The sequence below is a fragment of the Citrobacter sp. Igbk 16 genome, from assembly GCF_028069755.1.
Taxonomy (GTDB): domain Bacteria; phylum Pseudomonadota; class Gammaproteobacteria; order Enterobacterales; family Enterobacteriaceae; genus Citrobacter.
The window spans coordinates 179,606-201,053 of the sequence record NZ_JANEWJ010000002.1; the positions used below are offsets into that span (position 1 = coordinate 179,606).

At 50.2% G+C, this 21,448-nt stretch carries 17 protein-coding genes; 6 read left to right on the forward strand and 11 right to left on the reverse strand.

The genetic code is table 11. The annotated features are described in order from the left end of the window. Positions 1-4 precede the first annotated feature (4 nt). From NNO03_RS02525 to NNO03_RS02545, 5 genes are all read right to left on the reverse strand, one after another. Positions 5-1,324, reverse strand: coding sequence for an anaerobic C4-dicarboxylate transporter family protein (locus tag NNO03_RS02525; protein WP_048227283.1), 1,320 nt, complete (start codon positions 1,322-1,324; stop codon positions 5-7). A gap of 62 nt (positions 1,325-1,386) precedes the next feature. Next, positions 1,387-2,226 (reverse strand): fructoselysine 6-kinase, encoded by an 840-nt coding sequence (locus NNO03_RS02530; RefSeq protein WP_271448718.1) that lies wholly within the window; start codon positions 2,224-2,226, stop codon positions 1,387-1,389. A gap of 63 nt (positions 2,227-2,289) precedes the next feature. Further along, positions 2,290-3,267: a 6-phosphofructose-aspartate deglycase gene (fraB, locus tag NNO03_RS02535; RefSeq protein ID WP_122984028.1), complete on the reverse strand. Its 978-nt coding sequence runs from the start codon at positions 3,265-3,267 to the stop codon at positions 2,290-2,292. 176 nt (positions 3,268-3,443) lie between these two features. Next, positions 3,444-4,163 (reverse strand): GntR family transcriptional regulator, encoded by a 720-nt coding sequence (locus NNO03_RS02540; RefSeq protein ID WP_087857176.1) that lies wholly within the window; start codon positions 4,161-4,163, stop codon positions 3,444-3,446. A gap of 123 nt (positions 4,164-4,286) precedes the next feature. Beyond that, positions 4,287-5,684 (reverse strand): cytochrome-c peroxidase, encoded by a 1,398-nt coding sequence (locus NNO03_RS02545; RefSeq protein WP_271448719.1) that lies wholly within the window; start codon positions 5,682-5,684, stop codon positions 4,287-4,289. 426 nt (positions 5,685-6,110) lie between these two features. Between NNO03_RS02545 and NNO03_RS02550 the strand changes: the two genes are divergently transcribed. Further along, complete coding sequence (locus tag NNO03_RS02550; RefSeq protein WP_271448720.1) at positions 6,111-7,760, forward strand: alpha,alpha-trehalase; 1,650 nt, start codon at positions 6,111-6,113, stop codon at positions 7,758-7,760. A gap of 38 nt (positions 7,761-7,798) precedes the next feature. Here NNO03_RS02550 and NNO03_RS02555 read toward each other — a convergent pair whose 3' ends face one another. Next, positions 7,799-9,388, reverse strand: a complete 1,590-nt coding sequence (locus tag NNO03_RS02555; RefSeq protein WP_271448721.1) for an STY4199 family HEPN domain-containing protein — start codon at positions 9,386-9,388, stop codon at positions 7,799-7,801. Positions 9,389-9,800: 412 nt separating this feature from the next. Here NNO03_RS02555 and NNO03_RS02560 point away from each other — a divergent pair, with 412 nt between their 5' ends. After that, positions 9,801-10,157: a lysozyme gene (locus NNO03_RS02560; protein ID WP_271448772.1), complete on the forward strand. Its 357-nt coding sequence runs from the start codon at positions 9,801-9,803 to the stop codon at positions 10,155-10,157. A 12-nt stretch (positions 10,158-10,169) separates the two neighbouring features. On the opposite strand, the gene NNO03_RS02565 is transcribed toward NNO03_RS02560, so the two are convergent. Together NNO03_RS02565 and NNO03_RS02570 are read right to left on the reverse strand one after the other, a co-directional pair. After that, entirely contained in the window at positions 10,170-10,772 is a 603-nt protein-coding gene (locus tag NNO03_RS02565; protein WP_271448722.1) for a response regulator transcription factor, read from the reverse strand. Between the two features lie 367 nt (positions 10,773-11,139). Continuing rightward, positions 11,140-11,898: an SDR family NAD(P)-dependent oxidoreductase gene (locus tag NNO03_RS02570; protein WP_271448723.1), complete on the reverse strand. Its 759-nt coding sequence runs from the start codon at positions 11,896-11,898 to the stop codon at positions 11,140-11,142. A 119-nt stretch (positions 11,899-12,017) separates the two neighbouring features. Between NNO03_RS02570 and NNO03_RS02575 the strand changes: the two genes are divergently transcribed. From NNO03_RS02575 to NNO03_RS02585, 3 genes are all read left to right on the forward strand, one after another. After that, positions 12,018-12,917, forward strand: a complete 900-nt coding sequence (locus NNO03_RS02575) for a LysR family transcriptional regulator (RefSeq protein ID WP_271448724.1) — start codon at positions 12,018-12,020, stop codon at positions 12,915-12,917. Between the two features lie 70 nt (positions 12,918-12,987). Beyond that, positions 12,988-13,986, forward strand: coding sequence for an inner membrane protein YhjD (gene yhjD / locus NNO03_RS02580; RefSeq protein WP_271448725.1), 999 nt, complete (start codon positions 12,988-12,990; stop codon positions 13,984-13,986). Between the two features lie 336 nt (positions 13,987-14,322). Beyond that, a complete protein-coding gene (locus NNO03_RS02585) occupies positions 14,323-15,645 on the forward strand; it encodes an MFS transporter (protein WP_137382029.1) in 1,323 nt (440 codons plus the stop codon). Between the two features lie 81 nt (positions 15,646-15,726). Here NNO03_RS02585 and NNO03_RS02590 read toward each other — a convergent pair whose 3' ends face one another. Both NNO03_RS02590 and pdeH read right to left on the reverse strand, forming a co-directional pair. Beyond that, complete coding sequence (locus tag NNO03_RS02590; RefSeq protein WP_271448726.1) at positions 15,727-17,787, reverse strand: AsmA family protein; 2,061 nt, start codon at positions 17,785-17,787, stop codon at positions 15,727-15,729. Between the two features lie 77 nt (positions 17,788-17,864). Continuing rightward, entirely contained in the window at positions 17,865-18,632 is a 768-nt protein-coding gene (gene pdeH, locus NNO03_RS02595) for a cyclic-guanylate-specific phosphodiesterase (protein WP_271448727.1), read from the reverse strand. A 227-nt stretch (positions 18,633-18,859) separates the two neighbouring features. Between pdeH and NNO03_RS02600 the strand changes: the two genes are divergently transcribed. Next, the gene (locus NNO03_RS02600; protein WP_271448728.1) at positions 18,860-19,789 is read left to right on the forward strand and encodes a sugar kinase; all 930 of its coding nucleotides are present in this window, start codon (positions 18,860-18,862) and stop codon (positions 19,787-19,789) included. A 58-nt stretch (positions 19,790-19,847) separates the two neighbouring features. Here NNO03_RS02600 and NNO03_RS02605 read toward each other — a convergent pair whose 3' ends face one another. Then, positions 19,848-21,341, reverse strand: a complete 1,494-nt coding sequence (locus NNO03_RS02605; RefSeq protein WP_271448729.1) for a pitrilysin family protein — start codon at positions 21,339-21,341, stop codon at positions 19,848-19,850. Between the last annotated feature and the right edge of the window lie 107 nt (positions 21,342-21,448).

A 21,448-nucleotide genomic window follows, 5' to 3' on the forward strand; every position in this document is an offset into this window, starting at 1 on the left:
AAGATCAAGCCAGAATTATTTTCCCGATAATAAGTCCAACAATGACAGCAACAATAACATTCACTAAACCTGGCCGCATAAAGCTATGGTTAAATACATATTTGCCTATGCGCGTGGTTCCCGTGTCATCGAAAGCGAGCGCAGCCAGACATTGACCCGCAACTGGAATGAAGAAGTACCCATTCACCGCAGGCCATGCACCAATCAGCGCATAAGCAGGTAAGCCTAATGCCAGCCCCAACGGTAGAAGAATAAGCGTCGTTGCTGCCTGGCTACTGACCATCGCAGAGACAAAAAACATCATGATGGCAATTAACCAGGTATGTTGCTGTAATAGCGTCTGAACTTCTGCCTTAATCAGATCAATATGCCCGTTGACAAAGGTTTCGCTCATCCAGGCAAGGCCAAAAGCGCAGACAATAGCCAGTGCCCCCGCGCGAAACACAGTGCCGCTGATGATTTGATCCACCGGAGGTCGGCATATCAAAACTATCAGACAGGCAAAAGAGAGCATTGTTATTTGGATCGCTGCCGACATCGATAACGGTTGCAGCCCTTTTGCCGTTTCCACCATCGGTCGTAATTCAGGAATGATCCCTAACAGCACAATCACCACGGCACTCATTAAAAACAGTACAACAGAGAGTTTAGCGCGAAAGGTAACTTCTGTTTTATCGCGTTGTTTCTGTGCTGGCTTTATTAAGCCCTCAGCAAGCCTGCGTTGATATTCAGGGTCGTCCTTTAGCTCTTTGCCTTTATTAAAGGTCGCTATGGCCCCCATCGCGACACCCACTAATGTTGCGGGGACGCAGATCATCATAATTGTAGAAATGGATATCCCTAATGGCGCCATTAAACCAATCATTGCCGCCATCGCCGCCGATATTGGACTGGCCGTGATAGCCTGCTGCGATGCAATAACGGAAATGGATAATGGCCGCTCAGGACGGATCCCTGAATCACGAGCGACTTCAGAAATAACCGGCAATAAACTATAAACAACATGCCCCGTTCCGGACATAAAGGTGAAGATATAGCAAATAAAAGGTGCCAGCAGCGTAATATAACGAGGATGACGGCGCAGGATTTTCTCTGCCAGTTTAACCAGTAAATCCAGACCACCAGCGGCTTGTAATGATGAGGCAGCTAAAACAACCGAAAGAATAATAAGAATAACGTCAATCGGTGGTGTTGATGGCGTCAGGCCAAAAACAAATACCATGACGCCAACACCGAGTCCGCCGACCATGCCTAAAAATACACCGCCAATCCTGGCGCCAATCATTAAGGCTAAAAGAATAAAACACAATTCCGTCCAAAACATACTTCCTCCTGGCTTATCTGGAGTGAATGTTGGGTTACATGAGTGGAACAGCGTTAACAGGTTTAATACGGTTTACCAAAACCGAATGCACCGTAATCAGACAAAACATTCGCTGCAGATTTACCACCAGCCTGCATGGCACACAGCACCCTTTCTCGATCGGGCTCAGCCATACCTGATTGGATAATAGAGAGCATAAATCCGGTTAAAAACGCATCACCCGCCCCCAGGGTATCTACTGGCTCAATATATTGTGGCGTCCAGTCAAGAAAACCACCGGCAGAAAAATAATAAACACGCTCATGCCCGCAGGTTGCAATAATATGTCGACAACCGTATTGATAAAGTTTAGTTATTTTTTCTTTGGTTTCATCTGGTGATGTACCACTGCAGGAAATGAATGCATAATCTACCCAAGGACATACTCTTGCGAAATACTCATCGGTGCCACGTCCAGAAAAATCGAACGATAACATACTATTTTTCTGTTTTATTTTCTCTAACTCAGTTTCCAGATAACCATTAATGCTGGTGTGTACTAAGTCAAAACTGGCAATGTAGCGCAGATCATCCGCCGTTAGCGTGAAGGGATGCTCACGTAAAACGCCATTTTTATTACTGGTGACAAACTCACGATCGCCATTATTGAGGCGAATACAGGCGTAACCATTCTCTCCCTCATAATGCCGACAATGGGTAATATCTATCTGTAATTTATGCAATACATCTTGTATATGTTTTGCCGCATCATCATTCCCAAACGCCCCCATGAAGGCGCTTGAAGCCCCTGCTTGCTTTGCGTAGACGGAAAAATTTAAGGCATTGCCACCTGGATACATCATTCCAGAATGAAGGTATTTATCGACGACATTGTCACCTATACCTATTACGCGAATACTCATAATAATACCCTGCTCTATAATATCTTAAAAAGCGTCCTTGCTTTTACCTTAATCCTTTAGTAATCAGTATGCTACTTTCCACATATAGCGACGTGTAGTGAGCGGATGCTGGCGAGCTTCAGCAAGCGCACGGTTGTATACAGGGTAAACATTATTGAAGAGCGAATGGTTAAAGTAATCAATAACCGTAGTTTTGATAGTCGACAACCCTAACTCTTTCGCATCTATCACTTCAATTCGCTGACCATATTTTTTCAGAAAATCTAATGCACGCTCATCGACCGGGCGGGTACTACCTTCAGAAAGCTGCACGAAAAATGGTGTATTAGCATCCGTAATCTCGAACGGCCCGTGGAAGAATTCACCGCTGTGAATACAGGCTGAATGAATCCACTGCATTTCCATAAATATGCAGATACTTTGTAAATAGGACGCGCCATAGCCCGCCCCACTGGCAACAGTATAAATAACTTTATCGTCTTTATATTCCTGAGCGAATGCTTGTGCCCGTTCAGCCACATGCTCGCAAGCACGGTATACAATACGGTTAATTTTACTAACGCCATCAAGGAAGTCGTCATAGTGAACATAGCCTTCTGTCTGCTGAAGAAGCTCTACTGCAGTAAGCAAACACTGGATCGTCTTCTCTCCAGCGACATCTTTTCCCTCACCAAAGGTATAGGTCTCAACATAATCACAATGCGCAACCAAAGGTGAATCCATAACCCAGGTCAACCCAATAACGGTCGCGCCATGCAGACGTGCAATTTCTGCCGCCTTCGTGGTTTCTGGGGTATTGCCTTTATGTGAAGCAACAACAACGATAGCATTTTCACCCAGTGCAACAGGCGGGTTACTGATAAATTCCCCACTGTTGTAAAGGCCCACGCTCAGCGTTTTTGACTCTTTTTCTAAGAATGCTTTTGCAGGGTAAAACGCCGCATAAGACCCACCACAGGCAACATAGTAAACATGTTTAGTCCCCCCTTTTTCCGCCTGGCTGGCCACAATATCGTTCACAATTTCTTTAATGCTCATTATGGTTCCCTCTGGTTTAATCAATGATACAGGCGGATAGCGCCCACAAAATGACTCTCAATGTATTGGTATTTTTATAATACATTTAAAGACATTTGATCAACGAAAGAACCATAAAAAATCGGGATCCGCGACACGGATCCCGATTTTGGCCAGCATCTAAGGGTGTAAGAGGAGGGTTACACGGTGAAGCGAATCTTGTCGCCAACGATCAACTGACGGGACACACAAGATAATTCTCCTTTGTTATCAATCATTTCACTCTTAATTAAAATCAGAGGGTAATTTTCACTCACCCCAAGATAGTGAGCAACCTCAAAGCTTGCATACACGAGCTCAATCATTTTGCGCGAATGAGTAAACCACAGCCCATATTTTTCACGTAAGCAAGCGTATAACGAGTGATTATTGAGGTCTTCTTGTAGCAGAAAGGCAAAACGAGGAGGTAACTGGATGGTTTCCAGCGAAACGGGAATATCGTCAGCATAACGAATACGTTCAATGACTACTGCTTTCTCTTTTTCAGCCATTCCCAGCGAGGCGCTGGTCTCGTTATCTACCGATTCAAAAACCGATTTGATAGTCCGGGAACCGGGCCGCCGCCCCTGGGACTGACACAACTCGCTAAAGCTCATAATCCCGGTCATACTGCGCTGAAACTTTTCATTACTGACAAACGTCCCCTTGCCAGAAACACGCGTCAGCAGATTTTCACGCGTTAGGGCATCCAGAGCTTTACGCACCGTTACACGACTAACCTGCCACTGACTACTGAGTTCATTCTCTGTGGGGATCTGCTGACCGGGCTTGTATTCACCGCGCAAAATCGCCTCTTTCAGAGATGCCTCAAGCTGTTTATAGAGAGGTTTTGCGCTATTGCTGTCAGGTTGCTCCATTATTTGTATCCATTTGTATTATTAAAATACCATAACATGTATTATAACTATTTACCTGACATTTGCTGGCATAAAAAAGAAAATCGGCCACAAAATCAATCTTGTGACCGATTTATCATATTGAAATTACTGATGGGTCTGCATATACGGCGTATATACCCCGTTGAGGCTTTCAAGGAACGCCACGATATCGTCGATATCTTCCTGTGGCAGTTCTTTACCCACCTGATAACGCAGCATCAGTTTCACCGCGCCATCAAGCGTAGGCACATCACCGCGATGGAAATAAGGTGCAGTTAGCGCAACGTTACGCAGACCCGGTACTTTCTGACGCAGCTTGTCACGTAATTCATTCGTGACGTTCATCCGGCCAATATCTGCCGCGGTGACTTCGCCAAAATTAAAGTCCTTTTTCAGCCCCAGAGGCTCGAATGAGCGTCCACCTAAAATAATACCGCCATGACAGGTCGCGCACTTATTATCCTTAAACAGCTGATAACCCTGTTTTTGCTGGGCTGTTAACGCCGTTTCATCACCACGTAACCACTTATCAAATGGTGAATTTGGCGTAATGAGTGTTTTCTCAAACTCAGCAATCGCATCGGTAATATTGTCACCACTAAATCCCTGCGGATAAACCGCGATAAACTGTTGCTTCAGAAGCGGATCTTTATCCAGTTTCTGGATAATTTCATCCCAGGATTTCGATGCCATTTCAATGGGATTTAACGGCGGGCCACCCGCCTGAGCTTGCAACGTCGGCGCACGTCCATCCCAGAATTGCTCCACATTAAACACCGAGTTAAATACCGTCGGCGCATTAATAGGCCCAACCGCGCCCCCCACGCCGATTGACGTTTTTCTGCCATCCACACCGCCCGCATTCAGGGCATGGCAGTGCGCACAAGAAATCGTGCTGTCGCCAGAAATCCGTGGGTCATGATAAAGCGTGAAACCGAGCGCCACTTTACGGGCATCTGTCGGGATACTTTCCGGTATCGGTTGCACCGGTTCGTTGCGATGTTGAGCTGCCGTATCACTGCTGGCGTAGTACTGCTCGCGTTGTTTTGCGATCCAGCCAAGAATCTCTTTGCGCTCAGCATCACTAACCTTACCGGCCCAGTGCAGCGCGGTATAACGCGTTGGCGGCATAGTATCGTACTGCATCACCCACTCAATTTTATTCAGATCGCTTTGCGAAACGGGTTTATCCGCGACCAGTGCCGCACGTACGGCTTCAAGATTGAAGGATTTATAGCCCAGTTGAATATCGTAATTCATCAACTGTTTAGCGACAGGAAAAGAAGAATAGAAAGGTAATTCCGCTGAAGGGGTATGACAATAATCGCATCCTTTTTCGCGTAAAAACCCTAATACTTTATTATTTTCTTCCAGCGTAGAAGCCTGAACATCAGCTTGTTTACTACGTTGATTATCGTGATACCACACATAACCGGATAATCCAAAATAACAAATCACGATGCCTGCTATAGCAATCGCGGTAAGACGGGTAATGATTTTCATTATTTTACCCTCACCGTTGTGAGTTATTGTGACCCAGAAAATTAGAATAATTAATGCACAGTCTTTGTCAGACCTGACCATCATAGGAAATGGAGGGATTACTTTTTTGATAAGTATCAATCAATTACATGGGCGGGAACTATCGATAGAATAGCCTGCGCCTATTATAAGAATGAGCCGTTACCTGGTTCTATTCACACCTCGTTGCAATCGAATGTTCTGAAAATGAAATAGTTTTAGATTGCGAAGAATTATAATTTTCCCATTGTTATCATTGGGATAGTTTTATTTCTTTATTATTGATAAGCATAAAAACGTGATCGACCGCACGCTTTACTCACCCGGCACCGAAGCGAATGTCTACGCTTAACAGACGACCAGGCAATAGCCTTAACATTTCAATCGTTACCGGAGGTCTTTCTCATTATGCTCAACCAGAAACTACCCCACGCCCCTTCAGAAGAACTGACGATCGACGTCGATCTACTTTATGAAATGGATCCGTGCGAGTTAAAGCTGGATGAAATGATTGAGGCGGAGCCTGAACCGGAAATGATTGAGGGACTTCCCGCCTCGGACGCGTTAACCCCCGCCGATCGTTACCTCGAACTGTTCGAGCACGTCCAGTCATCAAAACTGTTTGCTGATAGCAAAACCTTTCCCGACTGCGCCCCCAGAATGGACCCACTGGATATTTTGATTCGCTATCGTAAAGTCAAACGACACCGGGACTTTGACCTACAACGCTTTGTCGAGAACCACTTTTGGCTACCGGAAACCCCCACCAGCGAATATGTTTCCGACCCTGAAAGCTCGCTGAAAGAGCATATTGATCAACTGTGGCCAGTGCTGACTCGCGAGCCGCAGGATCATATTCCCTGGTCTTCACTGCTGGCGCTACCGCAGTCATACATCGTGCCAGGCGGACGCTTTAGCGAAACCTACTATTGGGATTCCTACTTCACCATGCTGGGTCTTGCAGAAAGTGGCCGGGAAGACTTACTGAAATGTATGGCAGATAACTTTGCCTGGATGATCGAAAACTATGGTCACATCCCGAACGGCAACCGCACCTACTACCTGAGCCGCTCCCAGCCACCGGTCTTTGCGCTAATGGTCGAACTGTTCGAAGAAGATGGCGTACGCGGCGCTCGTCGCTATCTTGATCATCTCAAAATGGAGTACGCGTTTTGGATGGATGGTGCCGACTCGCTGGTGCTTAATCAGGCGTACCGTCATGTTATCAGAATGCCGGACGGTTCTCTGCTCAACCGCTATTGGGACGATCGTGATACCCCGCGCGATGAGTCCTGGCTTGAAGATGTAGAAACGGCTAAGCATTCAGGTCGACCACCAAATGAGGTTTATCGGGATCTGCGTGCGGGTGCGGCCTCCGGCTGGGATTATTCATCACGTTGGTTGCGCGATGCCGGTCGCCTCGCCAGCATCCGCACTACCCAGTTCATCCCGATTGATCTGAACGCGTTCCTCTACAAACTGGAAAGTACGATTGCGAACATTTCTGCATTAAAGGGAGAGCGAGATACCGAAGCACTGTTTCGCCAGAAAGCCAGCGACCGCCGTGCCGCCGTGAACCGCTATTTGTGGGACGACGAAAATGGCTGCTATCGCGATTACGACTGGCGACGTGAGCAGATGGCCCTCTTCTCTGCTGCCAGCATCGTTCCGCTGTATGTCGGCATGGCGACCCATGAACAAGCTGACCGACTCGCCAACACGGTACGCAGTCGCTTACTCACGCCAGGCGGCATTTTAGCAACCGAGTATGAAACCGGTGAACAGTGGGATAAACCCAACGGCTGGGCACCGTTGCAGTGGATGGCGATTCAGGGGTTTAAACTGTATGGCGATGACCATCTCGGCGATGAGATTGCCCGTAACTGGCTGAAGACGGTTAATATTTTTTATCAGGAACACCACAAGCTAATTGAAAAGTACCATATCGCTGACGGCACGCCGCGCGAAGGCGGCGGTGGGGAATATCCGCTGCAGGACGGATTTGGCTGGACGAATGGCGTGGTGCGCCGATTAATCGGTTTGTACGGTGAACCGTAAATGTCTGACGGCCTGATGCCACGAAATGCATCGGGCCGTTAGTTAATGGCATCGTACAGCGCGGTGTGGATTTTCTGCCATTTCTTGTTCTCTGCATTGGGATCTGCACGCACACGCAGTTGGGCCTGTTCCACATCATACTGCTGACGAGCAACGACCTCCGGTGTAGAGCAGAAACTGTGTAGGTAGCTTTTATGCAGTGACGTTAGTGATGCGCCATTCGACATGGCATGACTGAGCGTATTCATAAACTGCTGGCAGGGTTTAGCCTCATCCATCTGTGAGGGATACCGCAGCAGCAGCTTCAGAACTGCGGTGTTCCCCGCGGAAAATGCCTGCTCCGTCCACGCCAGCTTCCAGTCCATACCCCCTTGCAGGAACAGTGACGTGACGCGGGTATCGTTGCGATCGATAGCCGCTCGCATATTAAAGGTATCCCATGTAATGCCCATTCGGGTCACCGATTCTCGCGCGGAAGGTGCATCACGCCGCGGCTCCTCCTGTACTATCTCAACAGTTTGCCCTGAAGATGCTTGCGGTGCGGGTGCATTGAATAGCCAGAAAGCACCCAGCGAGATCGCCAGTACCATGACACCGACAGCCACCCACAGCATGCCGGAAATCAGCTGTTCGCGCTCTTCGGCCGTGCGCTGCGCTCGCTTTTCAGGAGGATCGATACTGTCGGCAATTTCCATTTTATCGCCTCCAGCCTGCTCGTCTTTTTGCCTTGCCGTTTCCCAGAAGTGACGCACCGTCGACTCATCAGAGTCCAGATATGATGCGGGATTGATACGTGTTCGGCGCTCTTCAAACGCCCGCTGCACAGAATGCGTAATTTGTTGGTACTGGTAATTTAACAGCATCAGCTGTACTGACGTCAGCGGTTGCTGAGCAATGACAGCGTTTCGCGCCAGTCGGCAATCATCCAGAAACATCCGCAGCGTTAAGCGCGGTTCAACAAACAGCATCAACACTGACGTATCATTAAAAATCTGCGTAAAGTGACGAACAAATAGCTTCTTATCGACCACCATCAACGCCAGTTCGCTAAACAACATGCCATCCAGCGCATCACGCCCTTCGCCCAGCTTTAGCCAGCGGCGCAAGCGTTCGGCGCCAAAGTGCTGCTTCAGGAAACTGTTTAGCGGATGCTGATCTGGCCATACCCGAGCGACGAGGGCTTTGAGTGTTAACTCTATCGCGCGAAGCTGACGTTGCGCCCGCATCTGCGCATCCGGCCCCCCGATTTCGATATCGGTTTGATAGTTCAGGAGCGGCTGTTGCTGGCGTAATTGCTCCAGGGCCGCTACAAAACGCAGCGCGGAAATCAGTTGGTTTTCACTGACATCCTGGCCACTTTCATACTGAGGCACACTCTGTTGAAGATGGCGTAAGCGCAACGTGAACTGGCTGAGTTGCGCATCATTCATCTGCAAGCGTCTGGCGACAGCCCCCCAACCTCCCAGATTCAGTCGGGCCTGATCGAGTTGCTCCAGAAACCAACGCGGATCTTTGCCCTCTGCCACATGGACGCCTAACAGCAGCAAAATTTCCACTGACGCCTGACGGATGATCCCCAAACAGTGTTCAAATGGCGCACATGTCGCCTGTAACGCGCTATTGGTCATTATCTTCCCTAAAAGAGCCCAGAAAGGTGCGGCCTCACGATGTATTTCGTTATCTTTTTATAAACGTGGTACTGCGTAGAATTGTGCCGCAGTAGACTAGAACACATTCATATAACAAATAAATGTGTTTTGCAGTGACAACGGCAAAATCATTGAAATTAATTCTGGAGATAAACCCCTGTCTGTGTTGAAAACAGCGCGACCGCCTCACAATGACGGAGAGTGACTGGCTATGTCTGGTGATTCGCAATAGCATATCGGGAAAAGTGCCTGAGATGACAGGATGTTCAGCCGGTAAAAACGTGAGTGCCGCCCCTTAAGTCGTAAGGCGTTTATGGCCAAAAATGGCCATATGGCAACTACATCTGCTGATAATTATCTTTATACTGTTTTTCTTTTAAGAGAAATCATTATGCCGCATTGCGCCGCTCATTTTACCCCCGCCGGTATTGCATTTATCAAGCAATGGCAGGGCCTGTCGCTGGAAAAGTATCAGGATAAAAATGGTGTATGGGTCATTGGCTACGGGCATGAAATTGCACCCGATGAGACCTTTGCTGCCCCCATTTCAATGGCGCAGGCAGAGGCTCTGCTGCTCGCGGATCTGGATATCTGCAAAGCATTAATACGCACAAATAAACCTCAGCTTAACGACCCGTTTCAACAAGAGGCCTTTATTGCGTGGATGCTAAGTGTTGGGATAACGCGCTTTTGTCACGCAGAAATGTGGTCAGTTAATATTTCACAGCCAGATAGCGTCTGGCCGTGAAATAAATATCAATTATAGAAATTCATTTAACATCATTGCCGCCTGAGTGCGGTTTCTAACTTCCAGGCGCTGATAAAGTGACTCAAGGTGGGCTTTTACCGTTCCGGTACTGATATTTAACAGCCGACCAATTTGTTTATTTGACTCACCAGCCGCCAGCATGGTCAGGATCTCTCGCTGGCGGGCGCTTAATGTTTTTATATTTTGCCTGCTGCTATCGTTTGTCGCTAAGTGATCCCTGGGAAGAAACATCATGCCCATCGCAACGCTGTTAAGCGCCAGAGTAAAGGTTTCAGCATCAGAGTCACGTGGCACAATGGCCAGCACGTTTAATTGCGTCACATCCTGCAGCCATTTCTTACTGCAATCAGTAGCAGAGATCAGCACCTTCACCGTTGAAAAAGAGTGTGCAATCTGTTGCAACAAGCCGCAGCAAAACACACCGTCGAGATCGCCATCCAGCATGAGCAGCGCATCTGGGGTGTTTTCCAGTTTTTGCCAAAGGTCATCTGCCTGACTGACACCCTGAACATTCACTCCTGGAATTCGTTGCTGCAAACTTACATTCATTCCATGAATAAATATTGACTGCCTGTCAAACATTATTACCTGCATTATTAACTCTCCGTCTGAAAAATAGTGGCCCTGAGACGTGAAAGGGTATTATTCACGAGGAAAAATAAGAACTCACCATTTGGCAGGGGTCATTCTACCGATAACAGAAGAATAAAGAAGCAGGAGTTATGAATAGTTACAGCTCAAGAAAAAGGATTACACAAAGCGAGCAGAACAGGATAGATCTCTGAGATATTCCTCATTTATCGCGGGTCAGAACTCCTTATTAATATTAATTTTTCGGAGAATACATTTTTAGCTGAAAATAAGAAATCCTGAACAAACAATGAATATGTTACAAATGACAATATAGCATTAAGTGCTCATTCAACAGATACTGCGTCTATTGAATAAGCACGTTGCAGCGTTACAGGAACATCCCGCCAGATACCTCAATACGTTGTGCCGTCATCCAGGCGAGCTCATCGCTGAGCAACGCGGCGATGGCAGCACCGATATCATCCGGTAACCCGACGCGTCCCAGCGCCGTTTGCGAGGCAATGTACGCATTCAGTTGCGCGTTATCGCGCACATTCCCTCCGCCAAAATCAGTTTCAATCGCGCCCGGCGCAATGATATTTGCCGTAATTCCGCGTTCCCCCAACTCTTTAGCCTGATAGCGGGTGAGCACTTCCATCGCCCCTTTCATGGCGGCATAGGCGCTGTAGCCCGGTAGCGCAAAACGCGCAAGACCAGTCGAGACATTGAGGATCCTTCCCCCCTTGTTCATCAGCGGAAGAAGACTCTGCGTCAGGAAAAATGGCCCCTTAAACTGGATGTTCATCAGTTGGTCAAATTGCGCTTCGGTGAATGCAGAGTACGGCGCATTAATGCCGATTCCGGCGTTGTTCAATAAATAATCAAACCCTTCGCTCTGCCACTGTGTCTTTACGGTGTGCTGCATCTGTTCAACGAAGGATGGGAACGTTGAAATATCGCCGACATTTAACGGCAATGCCGCTGCTTTTCCACCAGATTGCCGAATTTCATCCACAACCTGCTGCGCCTCTTTTTCATTGCTGTTCCACGTCAGGACGATACCTATTCCTTTGTTCGCCAGCTTAAGTGCCGCGTTTTTACCGAGCCCACGACCGCCACCGGTCACTAATGCGATACGTTGCGTCATAAGAAACCTCATTTCAGGTGTTGTGATGATTGAGACAAAGCTTATTAGGTGGTAGAAGAACAATAAATATCGCCAATTGCGCATTACTGTTTCATACAGAACAACAATAGGGCATGGGAATGGATAAAATTCACGCAATGCAGTTGTTCATCCGCGTCGCAGAACTGGAGAGTTTTTCGCGTGCGGCAGACACCCTTGGACTTCCTAAAGGTAGCGTATCGCGCCAAATTCAGGCCCTGGAAAATCACCTGGGTACGCAACTTCTGCACCGCACCACCCGGCGCGTTCAGCTGACGCAGGACGGCATGATCTATTACGAACGTGCAAAAGATCTGTTGAGCAATCTGGATGAACTGGATGGGTTGTTCCATCACGATCCAGCCAGTATCAGCGGTAAGCTGCGCGTCGATATGCCGGTTGGCGTGGCGAGAAATCTGGTCATGCCCCGCCTGCCCGCCTTTTTGCATCAGTATCCGGGGCTGGAGCTTGAACTCAGCAGCAGTGACCGCCTGGTAGACCTAATTCGTGAGGGTTTCGACTGCGTCGTACGCGTTGGCACACTGAAAGATTCGGGGTTGATTGCTCGACCGCTGGGGAAACTCACGCAGATTAACTGTGCCAGTCCACAGTATCTGGCCCGCTTTGGTTATCCGGAAAGTCTGGAGGATTTGGCCTCACATGCTGTGGTGCATTACTCGGTGAATTTGGGTACGCGCGCACAGGGTTTCGAGGTGGCTACAGACAATGGGACTGCATGGGTAAAAACGGGCGGCATGCTGACGGTGAACAGCACCGAAACCTATCATGCCGCATGCCTTGCCGGGCTGGGCATTATTCAGGTACCACGCGTCGGGGTGCGTGAAGCCCTTCGCGCCGGTACGCTGGTTGAAGTGCTGCCGCAATATCGGGCCGAGCCCATGCCCGTTTCTTTGCTGTATCCACATCGCCGTAACCTTTCCCGCCGGGTACATCTGTTTATGGAATGGTTGACCGGTGTGATGAAAGACTATGTGGATTAGCCCATTTTCCGGGAAGTGGGTCTGAGCGGCTATAATGTCATGAGTAAACAAAATAAGGACTACCGATCGGATGACGCAGGAACACGACGCAAAACACCCTACGCCTGAACAACAGCAAACCACCACAACGCCGGTGAAAAACGCCAAAGCGAACCAGGCGCTGAAAACAGCCATAACCTTCGCAGAGAAAATTCAACGTCAACCTGTTATCGCCCACCTGATCCGCGCTGCAGAGCGTTTTAATGACCGAATGGGGAATCAGTTTGGCGCAGCCATCACGTATTTCTCGTTTCTGTCGATGATCCCTATCCTGATGGTGTCGTTTGCGGCGGCCGGTTTTATACTCGCCTCACACCCCACGTTATTACAGGATATCTTCAGCAAAATATTGCTCAACGTTAGCGATCCGACGCTGGCCTCAACGCTGAAAAACACCATCAATACTGCCGTTCAGCAACGTACCACCGTGGGTCTGGTGGGGCTTGGCATCGCCCTCTACTCTGGTATCAACTGGATGGGAAACCTGCGTGAAGCTATTCGTGCACAGTCGCGGGACGTCTGGGAACGCACACCGCAGGATCAGGAAAAAATATGGGTTAAATACCTGCGTGATTTTGTCTCATTGATTGGATTGCTGATTGCGCTGATCGTTACGCTGTCGATTACCTCCATTGCCGGTTCTGCCCAGCAAATGATCATCTCGGCACTGTATCTCGACGGCATTGAATGGCTGAAACCCGCATGGCGGTTGATTGGCCTGGCGATCTCCATTTTCGCCAACTATTTGCTGTTCTTCTGGATTTTCTGGCGCCTGCCGCGCCATCGTCCGCGCAAGAGAGCGCTGATTCGTGGCACATTTATCGCCGCGCTGGGCTTTGAAGCGATCAAAATGATTATGACGTACACGCTGCCATCGTTGGTGCAATCACCGTCAGGCGCAGCATTTGGCTCTGTACTTGGGCTGATGGCATTTTTCTACTTCTTCGCCCGTCTGACCTTGTTCTGCGCGGCCTGGATTGCGACCGCAGAATACAAAGATGACCCGCGCATGCCGGGGAAAACGCAATAGTCACCGCCGGATGAGTTGTGAATTGCCGGATGGCGACGCGCGCGTCTTATCCGGCCTACGGGTGAGTTGTGTAGGCCGCATCCGGCAATTATAATGCCGTCTGCTCTCACCGATTTAGTGAATAAATCCAACTCGTAACTTTTATTTAACCAAAAACCAGTTTTATCAACTAAGTTTTAAATTATGTGAAGCATTTCATAGAAGTGAAAACGCCAGCCTAAAAATTATCCTCTTTTTGACTTTATTTTGACCAGGCTCAGCGTTTGTTACAGATTGAAATGTCTCTTTTGCTGTGCGTAATATGGCCTTTCGTTCGACCCAAAATAAGAAAATATTATGCAAGCCACCGCTACAACACTCGATAACGAACAGGAACACGCCCCGGTCAACTCGCGCAATAAAGTCGTCGTCGCTTCGCTCATCGGCACCGCTATTGAGTTCTTCGACTTCTATATTTACGCAACCGCGGCGGTGATCGTGTTCCCCCACATCTTCTTCCCGCAGGGTGACCCAGCGGCGGCAACGCTACAGTCGCTGGCTACCTTTGCTATCGCCTTCGTGGCCCGTCCGATCGGCTCTGCCGTATTCGGCCATTTCGGCGATCGTGTTGGACGTAAAGTCACGCTGGTTGCTTCACTGCTCACCATGGGGATTTCAACGGTCGTCATCGGTCTGCTGCCGGGTTATGAAACCATCGGCATTTTCGCCCCATTGCTGCTGGCGCTGGCGCGTTTTGGCCAGGGTTTAGGCCTGGGAGGTGAATGGGGCGGTGCTGCACTGCTGGCGACGGAAAACGCGCCACCGCGTAAACGTGCGCTGTACGGTTCATTCCCGCAGTTGGGTGCGCCTATCGGTTTCTTCTTCGCTAACGGCACGTTCCTGTTGCTCTCCTGGCTGTTGACCGATGAGCAATTTATGAGCTGGGGATGGCGCGTACCTTTTATCTTCTCTGCCGTACTGGTTATTATCGGTCTGTACGTCCGTGTTTCACTCCACGAATCACCGGTATTTGCCAAAGTCGCTGCAGCGAAAAAGCAGGTAAAAATCCCGCTGGGCACTCTGCTGACAAAGCATGTTCGCGTGACCATCCTCGGCACATTCATCATGCTGGCGACCTATACGTTGTTCTATATCATGACCGTCTACTCGATGACGTTCAGTACCGCCGCAGCACCTGTGGGTCTTGGCTTACCGCGTAATGACGTATTGTGGATGCTGATGATGGCGGTGATTGGCTTCGGTGTGATGGTACCAGTGGCAGGTCTGCTGGCCGATGCGTTTGGTCGTCGCAAAAGCATGCTCATCATCACCACGCTTATCATTCTGTTTGCACTGTTTGCCTTTAAGCCGTTGCTGGGTTCCGGTAACCCGGTGCTGGTGTTCGCCTTCCTGTTGCTGGGATTGAGCCTGATGGGGCTGACATTCGGCCCGATGGGAGCACTGCTTCCGGAGTTGTTCCCGACCGAAGTTCGCTACACGGGCGCATCATTCTCGTATAACGTCTCGTCGATTCTCGGTGCCTCTGTTGCCCCCTATATTGCCGCATGGCTGCAGGGGAACTACGGTCTGGCGGCGGTAGGAACCTATCTGGCATCAATGGCGGCGTTAACCCTGGTCGCCCTGCTGTTAACCCATGAGACACGGCATAAGTCATTGTGATTTTTGCCGGATTGCGGTGTAAGCCCTTCTCCGGTCTGGATTGAGCATACAATCCAGGCCGGATAAACATCCGGCCAGACATCACTGCTTCATCTGCGACAAAATCGTCCGGCACTGATTCGTTTCGTTTTCCGACGGAGAAATTAGCGCCAGCAGCGCCGCCGCTGGCGTAACCAGCGTTGCCAGCGCGGCAGCCACCGCACCGCGTGCAATCAACGGCCCTGCTTTTACCCCGGCCTGTGGGTTCTTAAATGTCCCGCGAACATACAGCGGTGAACGCAGGGTAATAATACGAATGCCTTTGCTCTCCGGGTCGATGGTTAAATCCAGTTGCTCCGACGCAAAACTCGCGGTCCCGGTCACATTGATCACCGCATTTTCCGTATCAAAAGCAAAGATTTGAGGACGCGCCACGCCGTTAACGATATCCAGATTCGCCGCCGCGCAGTTCACCCGGACCTCGTCGTCACCAAATATCTGACCAACGAGATAGTTACCCAGATTTAACCCCACAATTTCCATCAGATTGCGACTGACCAATCCATCATTCATCAACAGCTTCAGATTACCGTTGCTGTTACCCAGCAGCGCAGCCACTGAATTTCCGCTACCGCTCAACCGGGCGTCACCGTTCATCTCGCCGAGCGTTTTCTGCATCAGTTCTACATCCGGCATGAGCTCTTTTAGCTTCAGGCGGCGAGCCTGAATATCCGCCTGCCCCCGCATCGGCTTTTTATCGCCTTCCAGATGGATACTGGAAACAATGCTGCCCCCTGCCAGGCCAAATTTCAGTGGCTGCAGGCGCAGGTCAGCATTTTTCAGGAGGATATGGGTGGAGAGATCGCTTACCGGCAAGCGGCTACCGTGCTCAATCCGTTGCCCTTTGAAACGCACGTCAGCATCCATCACGTTCCATTTATCGGTTTCAAAACGGTCATATGGCAAGACTTTGCCGGCGGGTTGCACGCTGTTCTGACCTTTGCGTCGTTCAGATTGTTTTGCCCGCTCGGCCCCTTTACCCGAATCAATGCCAATCAACGGTCCTAAATCCGCCAGTCGCAGTTGGCGTGATTCAACGTCGCCTTTCAGCATCGGGCGCGGCTTGCCGGTGGTATAGGTAAGCGTTCCGTGAATATCGCTATCGCCAATGCGACCATTAAAATGGCGGTATTCAAAAAGGGAGGACTTTTCTGGATCGATTTTTGCCACCAGACGGCCATCCGTTTCAAACGGTGGCGTATCCGGTAACAGCACACCGGTCAAATCGTATAAATCCCCGAGTGAATCCCCAGAGAATTTAAGCCGTAGATCGACACCGCCCATATTCATCGGATCATTTATCGTGCCGCTAAATACCACACGCGTGTTGCCCGAGCGAAAGTCAGCCTGTATCGGAAAAGGGGTACCTTCGCCGCGTAACGCCAGCATCCCGCCTATTTTCCCCGTTCCGGTTAGCGGTTCACCGTTGTAGCGGCCCTGGGCTTTCAGACCAAAAACGTAATCCTCAACGCTGGCACCCCCTTCTTTGCTGTTGGTGCCTGTCACTTCGCTAAACGGTAGCGGCTTGCCTAAGGGATCGACCAGGATCTCCAGCTCAGATTGCGTCACCTTATCGTTAACAGCGATACGCCCTTGATCGAACAGAATGTTATCCAGGCGAAATGACCAGGCAGAGGGAGTGGCATTCAGATCGCGGTTTTTATCCCCAACGGGCGTAAAGGTCCAGTTGTTGTTTTCCTCCGACAGCCGGATGAGCCGCGCATCGGGTTTCACCAGCTTGACCCACGGTAACCAGATGGTTTTTGTCAGCAGCGCCAATGGGGCAAGCGTCGCCTCAACACGGGGGAGATGTACCATTGTGACGTCGGGAATATCTGGCGGGTTGCCGAGGATAATATCGTCAGCATGAACATGCGGCCACGGAACCCAACTGCGCCAACCGGTTTCCTGCTTCTGGCGTTCCCAGACGACGCCCAGGTCACCGCGTATGGCGAATGGACGGTTGAGTTCAGTAGAGACTTTCTGGTTGATGGTCGGTTTGAGCCGGTTCCAGTCAAATGTCGCAATCACAATAATGAGCACGACGATCAGCAACAAGAAAATCCCTGCTATAGATGTGGCTATTTTGCTTGTTTTCGTCACGTTTTCCTCCTGACTTCCTCCCTTGCCTGACCTAAAGATAGTCCAGCAGGGCGAAAAGGAGGCACGCTACATCCGCATCAAAGCGACAGAATCACCTCGTCAAGGGTGCTCAACGGCACCGGACGAGAGAGGAAATAGCCCTGTGCAGCAAACGCCGGTGAGTTTTGCACATCGCGCCACTCTTCCAGGGTTTCAACACCTTCAACAATCACGCCACGGCAATAGCGGTTCATAAGCTGGAGCAGCAGAGTGAAGAGGTTACGGCCTTCCGGCGTCTGACGCAGCATCACAAACAGATCCCGCGCCACTTTGATGTAGTCGTAGCTCACTTCGCTAAGGGCCGAGAAATTGGCCATCCCGGTACCAAAATCATCCAGCCAGAGCGGGCCGAATTCGCACATTGAGGCAAACGACGACCCCTTCGGTAAGCGGATATGCTCTACCAACTCAAAGCGCAACCAGGGCAGGCATTCAATGATTTTCAGGATCTCGGGGTCCTGGCGCATCGCAATGAGCGTCGGGCCATCGACATTGACGGAGGCCAGCAGATCGTGGGCTCTGAAAAAATCACTTTTCAGTTCAAGTTGTTCAAGTTGCTCTTTCACTACCTCAACGCGATGCCGAACAGCCACTTCAGCAAAATAACGGTCTGGCGCAATGCGTTGAGAAGGGCTATCAGGATGGCTCACGACGGTTAGCAGCTCAACGGCCATCAGCCGACCATTGGTCTGGTAAATGGGCTGATAAGTGTAAGCACGCTCGCACTGCAGCCAATAGCGTCGCTCCTGCAAGCATTCGATACTCGCATCTGGCGTAATTAGCTGCTGGGTGACCTGCTTTATCATCTGAGGTGTCCTGTAAATAAGAGTGTGACTGACCGGACTCGTCAAAGGTTATCGGCGCTCAGGCGCAGAACTTTACGTTCAGCAGTACGCAAAATAAAAACAGCAGCAAAAACGACACAGAACACGTTCTGGCTCAAAAAAATAATGGAACGTTGTTTTAATATAGTTGACCACTTAACACCCACAGCGCACACTAACGCTAATTTTTTTCAGAGCAGGTTACGACTATGTCCAGGAAGATTGCCGTGATTGGCGAATGCATGATTGAGCTGTCACAGAAAGGCGCTGACGTTCAGCGCGGATTCGGTGGCGACACGTTGAATACATCCGTTTATATTGCCCGTCAGGTCGATTCTGCGGCCCTTTCCGTACATTACGTCACGGCGCTGGGCACTGACAGTTTTAGCCAGCAAATGCTGGAATCCTGGCAGGGCGAAAACGTCGATACGTCATTAACCCAGCGTATGGAAAACCGTCTGCCGGGTCTCTATTACATCGAAACTGACAGTACTGGCGAGCGCACCTTCTATTACTGGCGTAATGAAGCGGCGGCGAAATTCTGGCTGGAGAGCGAACAATCCGACGCCATTTGCAAAACACTGGCGACATTTGACTATCTGTATCTGAGCGGAATCAGCCTGGCGATTTTAAGCCCGGCCAGCCGTGACAAACTGCTGTCGCTGCTGCGCGAGTGCCGCGCCAACGGCGGTAAGGTCATTTTTGACAACAACTACCGCCCGCGTCTGTGGAGCAGCAAAGAAGAAACTCAGCAGGTGTACCAGCAGATGCTGGAGTGCACCAATATTGCGTTCCTGACGCTGGACGATGAAGACGCACTGTGGGGTGAAAAACCCGTAGAGGACGTGATTGCCCGGACTCACGCAGCTGGCGTACAGGAAGTGGTTGTGAAGCGCGGTGCAGACTCTTGCCTGGTGTCCATCGAGGGTGAAGGACTTATCGATATACCGGCTGTAAAATTACCGAAAGAGAAAGTGATCGATACCACGGCGGCAGGAGACTCCTTCAGTGCCGGGTATCTGGCAGTGCGTTTAACCGGTGGCGATGCCGCTGAAGCCGCTAAACGCGGTCACCTGACGGCAAGTACCGTTATTCAGCATCGCGGGGCGATTATTCCACGCGACGCCATGCCGCAGTAACTATTATCCTTGTAGGCCGGAGGCGCTTCGCTTGCCCGGCCTACACGTTACGATACCTTTACTGTACCGCCGGAATATCCGTCACTTCTGGGTGAGATTCATCCGTTTCAACCGGCGTTGCCGCCGTAGTCGCTGGCACCATGATACTATCCCATGTCGCCTGCAGATCCTTCATGTTGAACTCAGGTTCCCCTTTCGGCTGAAGCAGAATGAGAGCCATATCCTGCGATAGCTGCTGACGCAAATCCTGATTCAGCATCTCAACGGTCAGGCCATTAAGGAAGTTCTGCCGTAAACGCTGATACTGTTCTGGCGCGATATCCACCACCTGGTTTTGCAACGAGCGCAAACGCTGGCTGATCAAAATATCGGTATCGGTGCGGCCGTAGGTGGCAAACAGTTTCTGCAATTCCAGATTTTTTTGCGCCACCAGCGCATTAAACTCTTCTTCCGGCAGGCCCTTATCCCGCACTTTCGCCAGTTCGCGTGCCACCGTGCCCAGGTTCGCATTTAGCTTATCGTTCGGCGATTCAACGTTAATGGCGCACTGTGCACGCAGGAACAGCACCCGACAATCAAAGCCGAGGCCGATGTCTTTCGCGTTGTTCCTGGATAACGTCTGCTGAATATGCCAGAACAACGCTTCACGGGCTAAATCAGCACGCCAGTAGCGTAACAACGCGGCGGATTCACGAATAGGTTGCCACGGCGCGTCCCACATGATGGAAAGACGATCCTGACGTACAGCATCGGTCATAATGCTTACCGCTTCCGCACGCAGTGGAGAGAGCGTAGGCACCGGAGCCGGCGTTTCACGTTTTCCTTTTAACTCCCCGAAGGTTTTATTGATTTGCTCAGCCACGCTGCGCGCGTCAACGTTACCGACGATAATGAGCGTCATTGCGTCCGGGGTGTACCATTTCTGGTAGAACGACTGAATTTTTGCTGCATCAATCGGCTTTTTCAGCGGATCGGCGGGATCGTGCCCTAACAGCGTGGAGCCTTTCAAACGATAACGCCACCACCCTTCTTTGGTATCCGTCGGCCATGTTGCCACCATATCTTCGCTGCTCAGCGCATGGTTAACCGTTTCAGGGGTAATGGTCAGCTTGCCGGAGATATTCGCCAGATATGAAAGCGACTCTTTCAGCAGGTCATTTCGGCTATTGGGCAAGCTAAGGTTATACAGCGTGGAATCATAGGAAACGATAACGGGCGGCATGGGGCGTTTAGGATCGAACCCCTGCTGCCACAGAGAACGGGCTTGCGTGGCATCAAGGCCACCGCTTTGCGTCAGCGCGATACGTGGGATCGCATGGCTAAAACCACTCTGTTGCGTACTTTCGGTGAGTGAACCGGTATTTACCAGCAGGCGAACCTCAATACGGTCGCTGGGGCGCTGGGGGGTGGCTAACACTTGCCACTGGAGGCCATTCGCCAGCGTGCCCTGTTGCCACGCCGGGTCAGGCTGGAGCGCATCTGCCTGCACATAGCCGGCAGAGGCCATCATCAGCAAGCCGCCCGCTAAAAGTCGAATTTTTGTGCCCTGCATGTGAACCCCTGATCAACTATCCTGGTAATAAAAAGACAGCCCTGAGAAGGACCCTCTGAATATGACGTTAAAAACACTTCGTGTTAGACCGCAAGAACATAAAAATG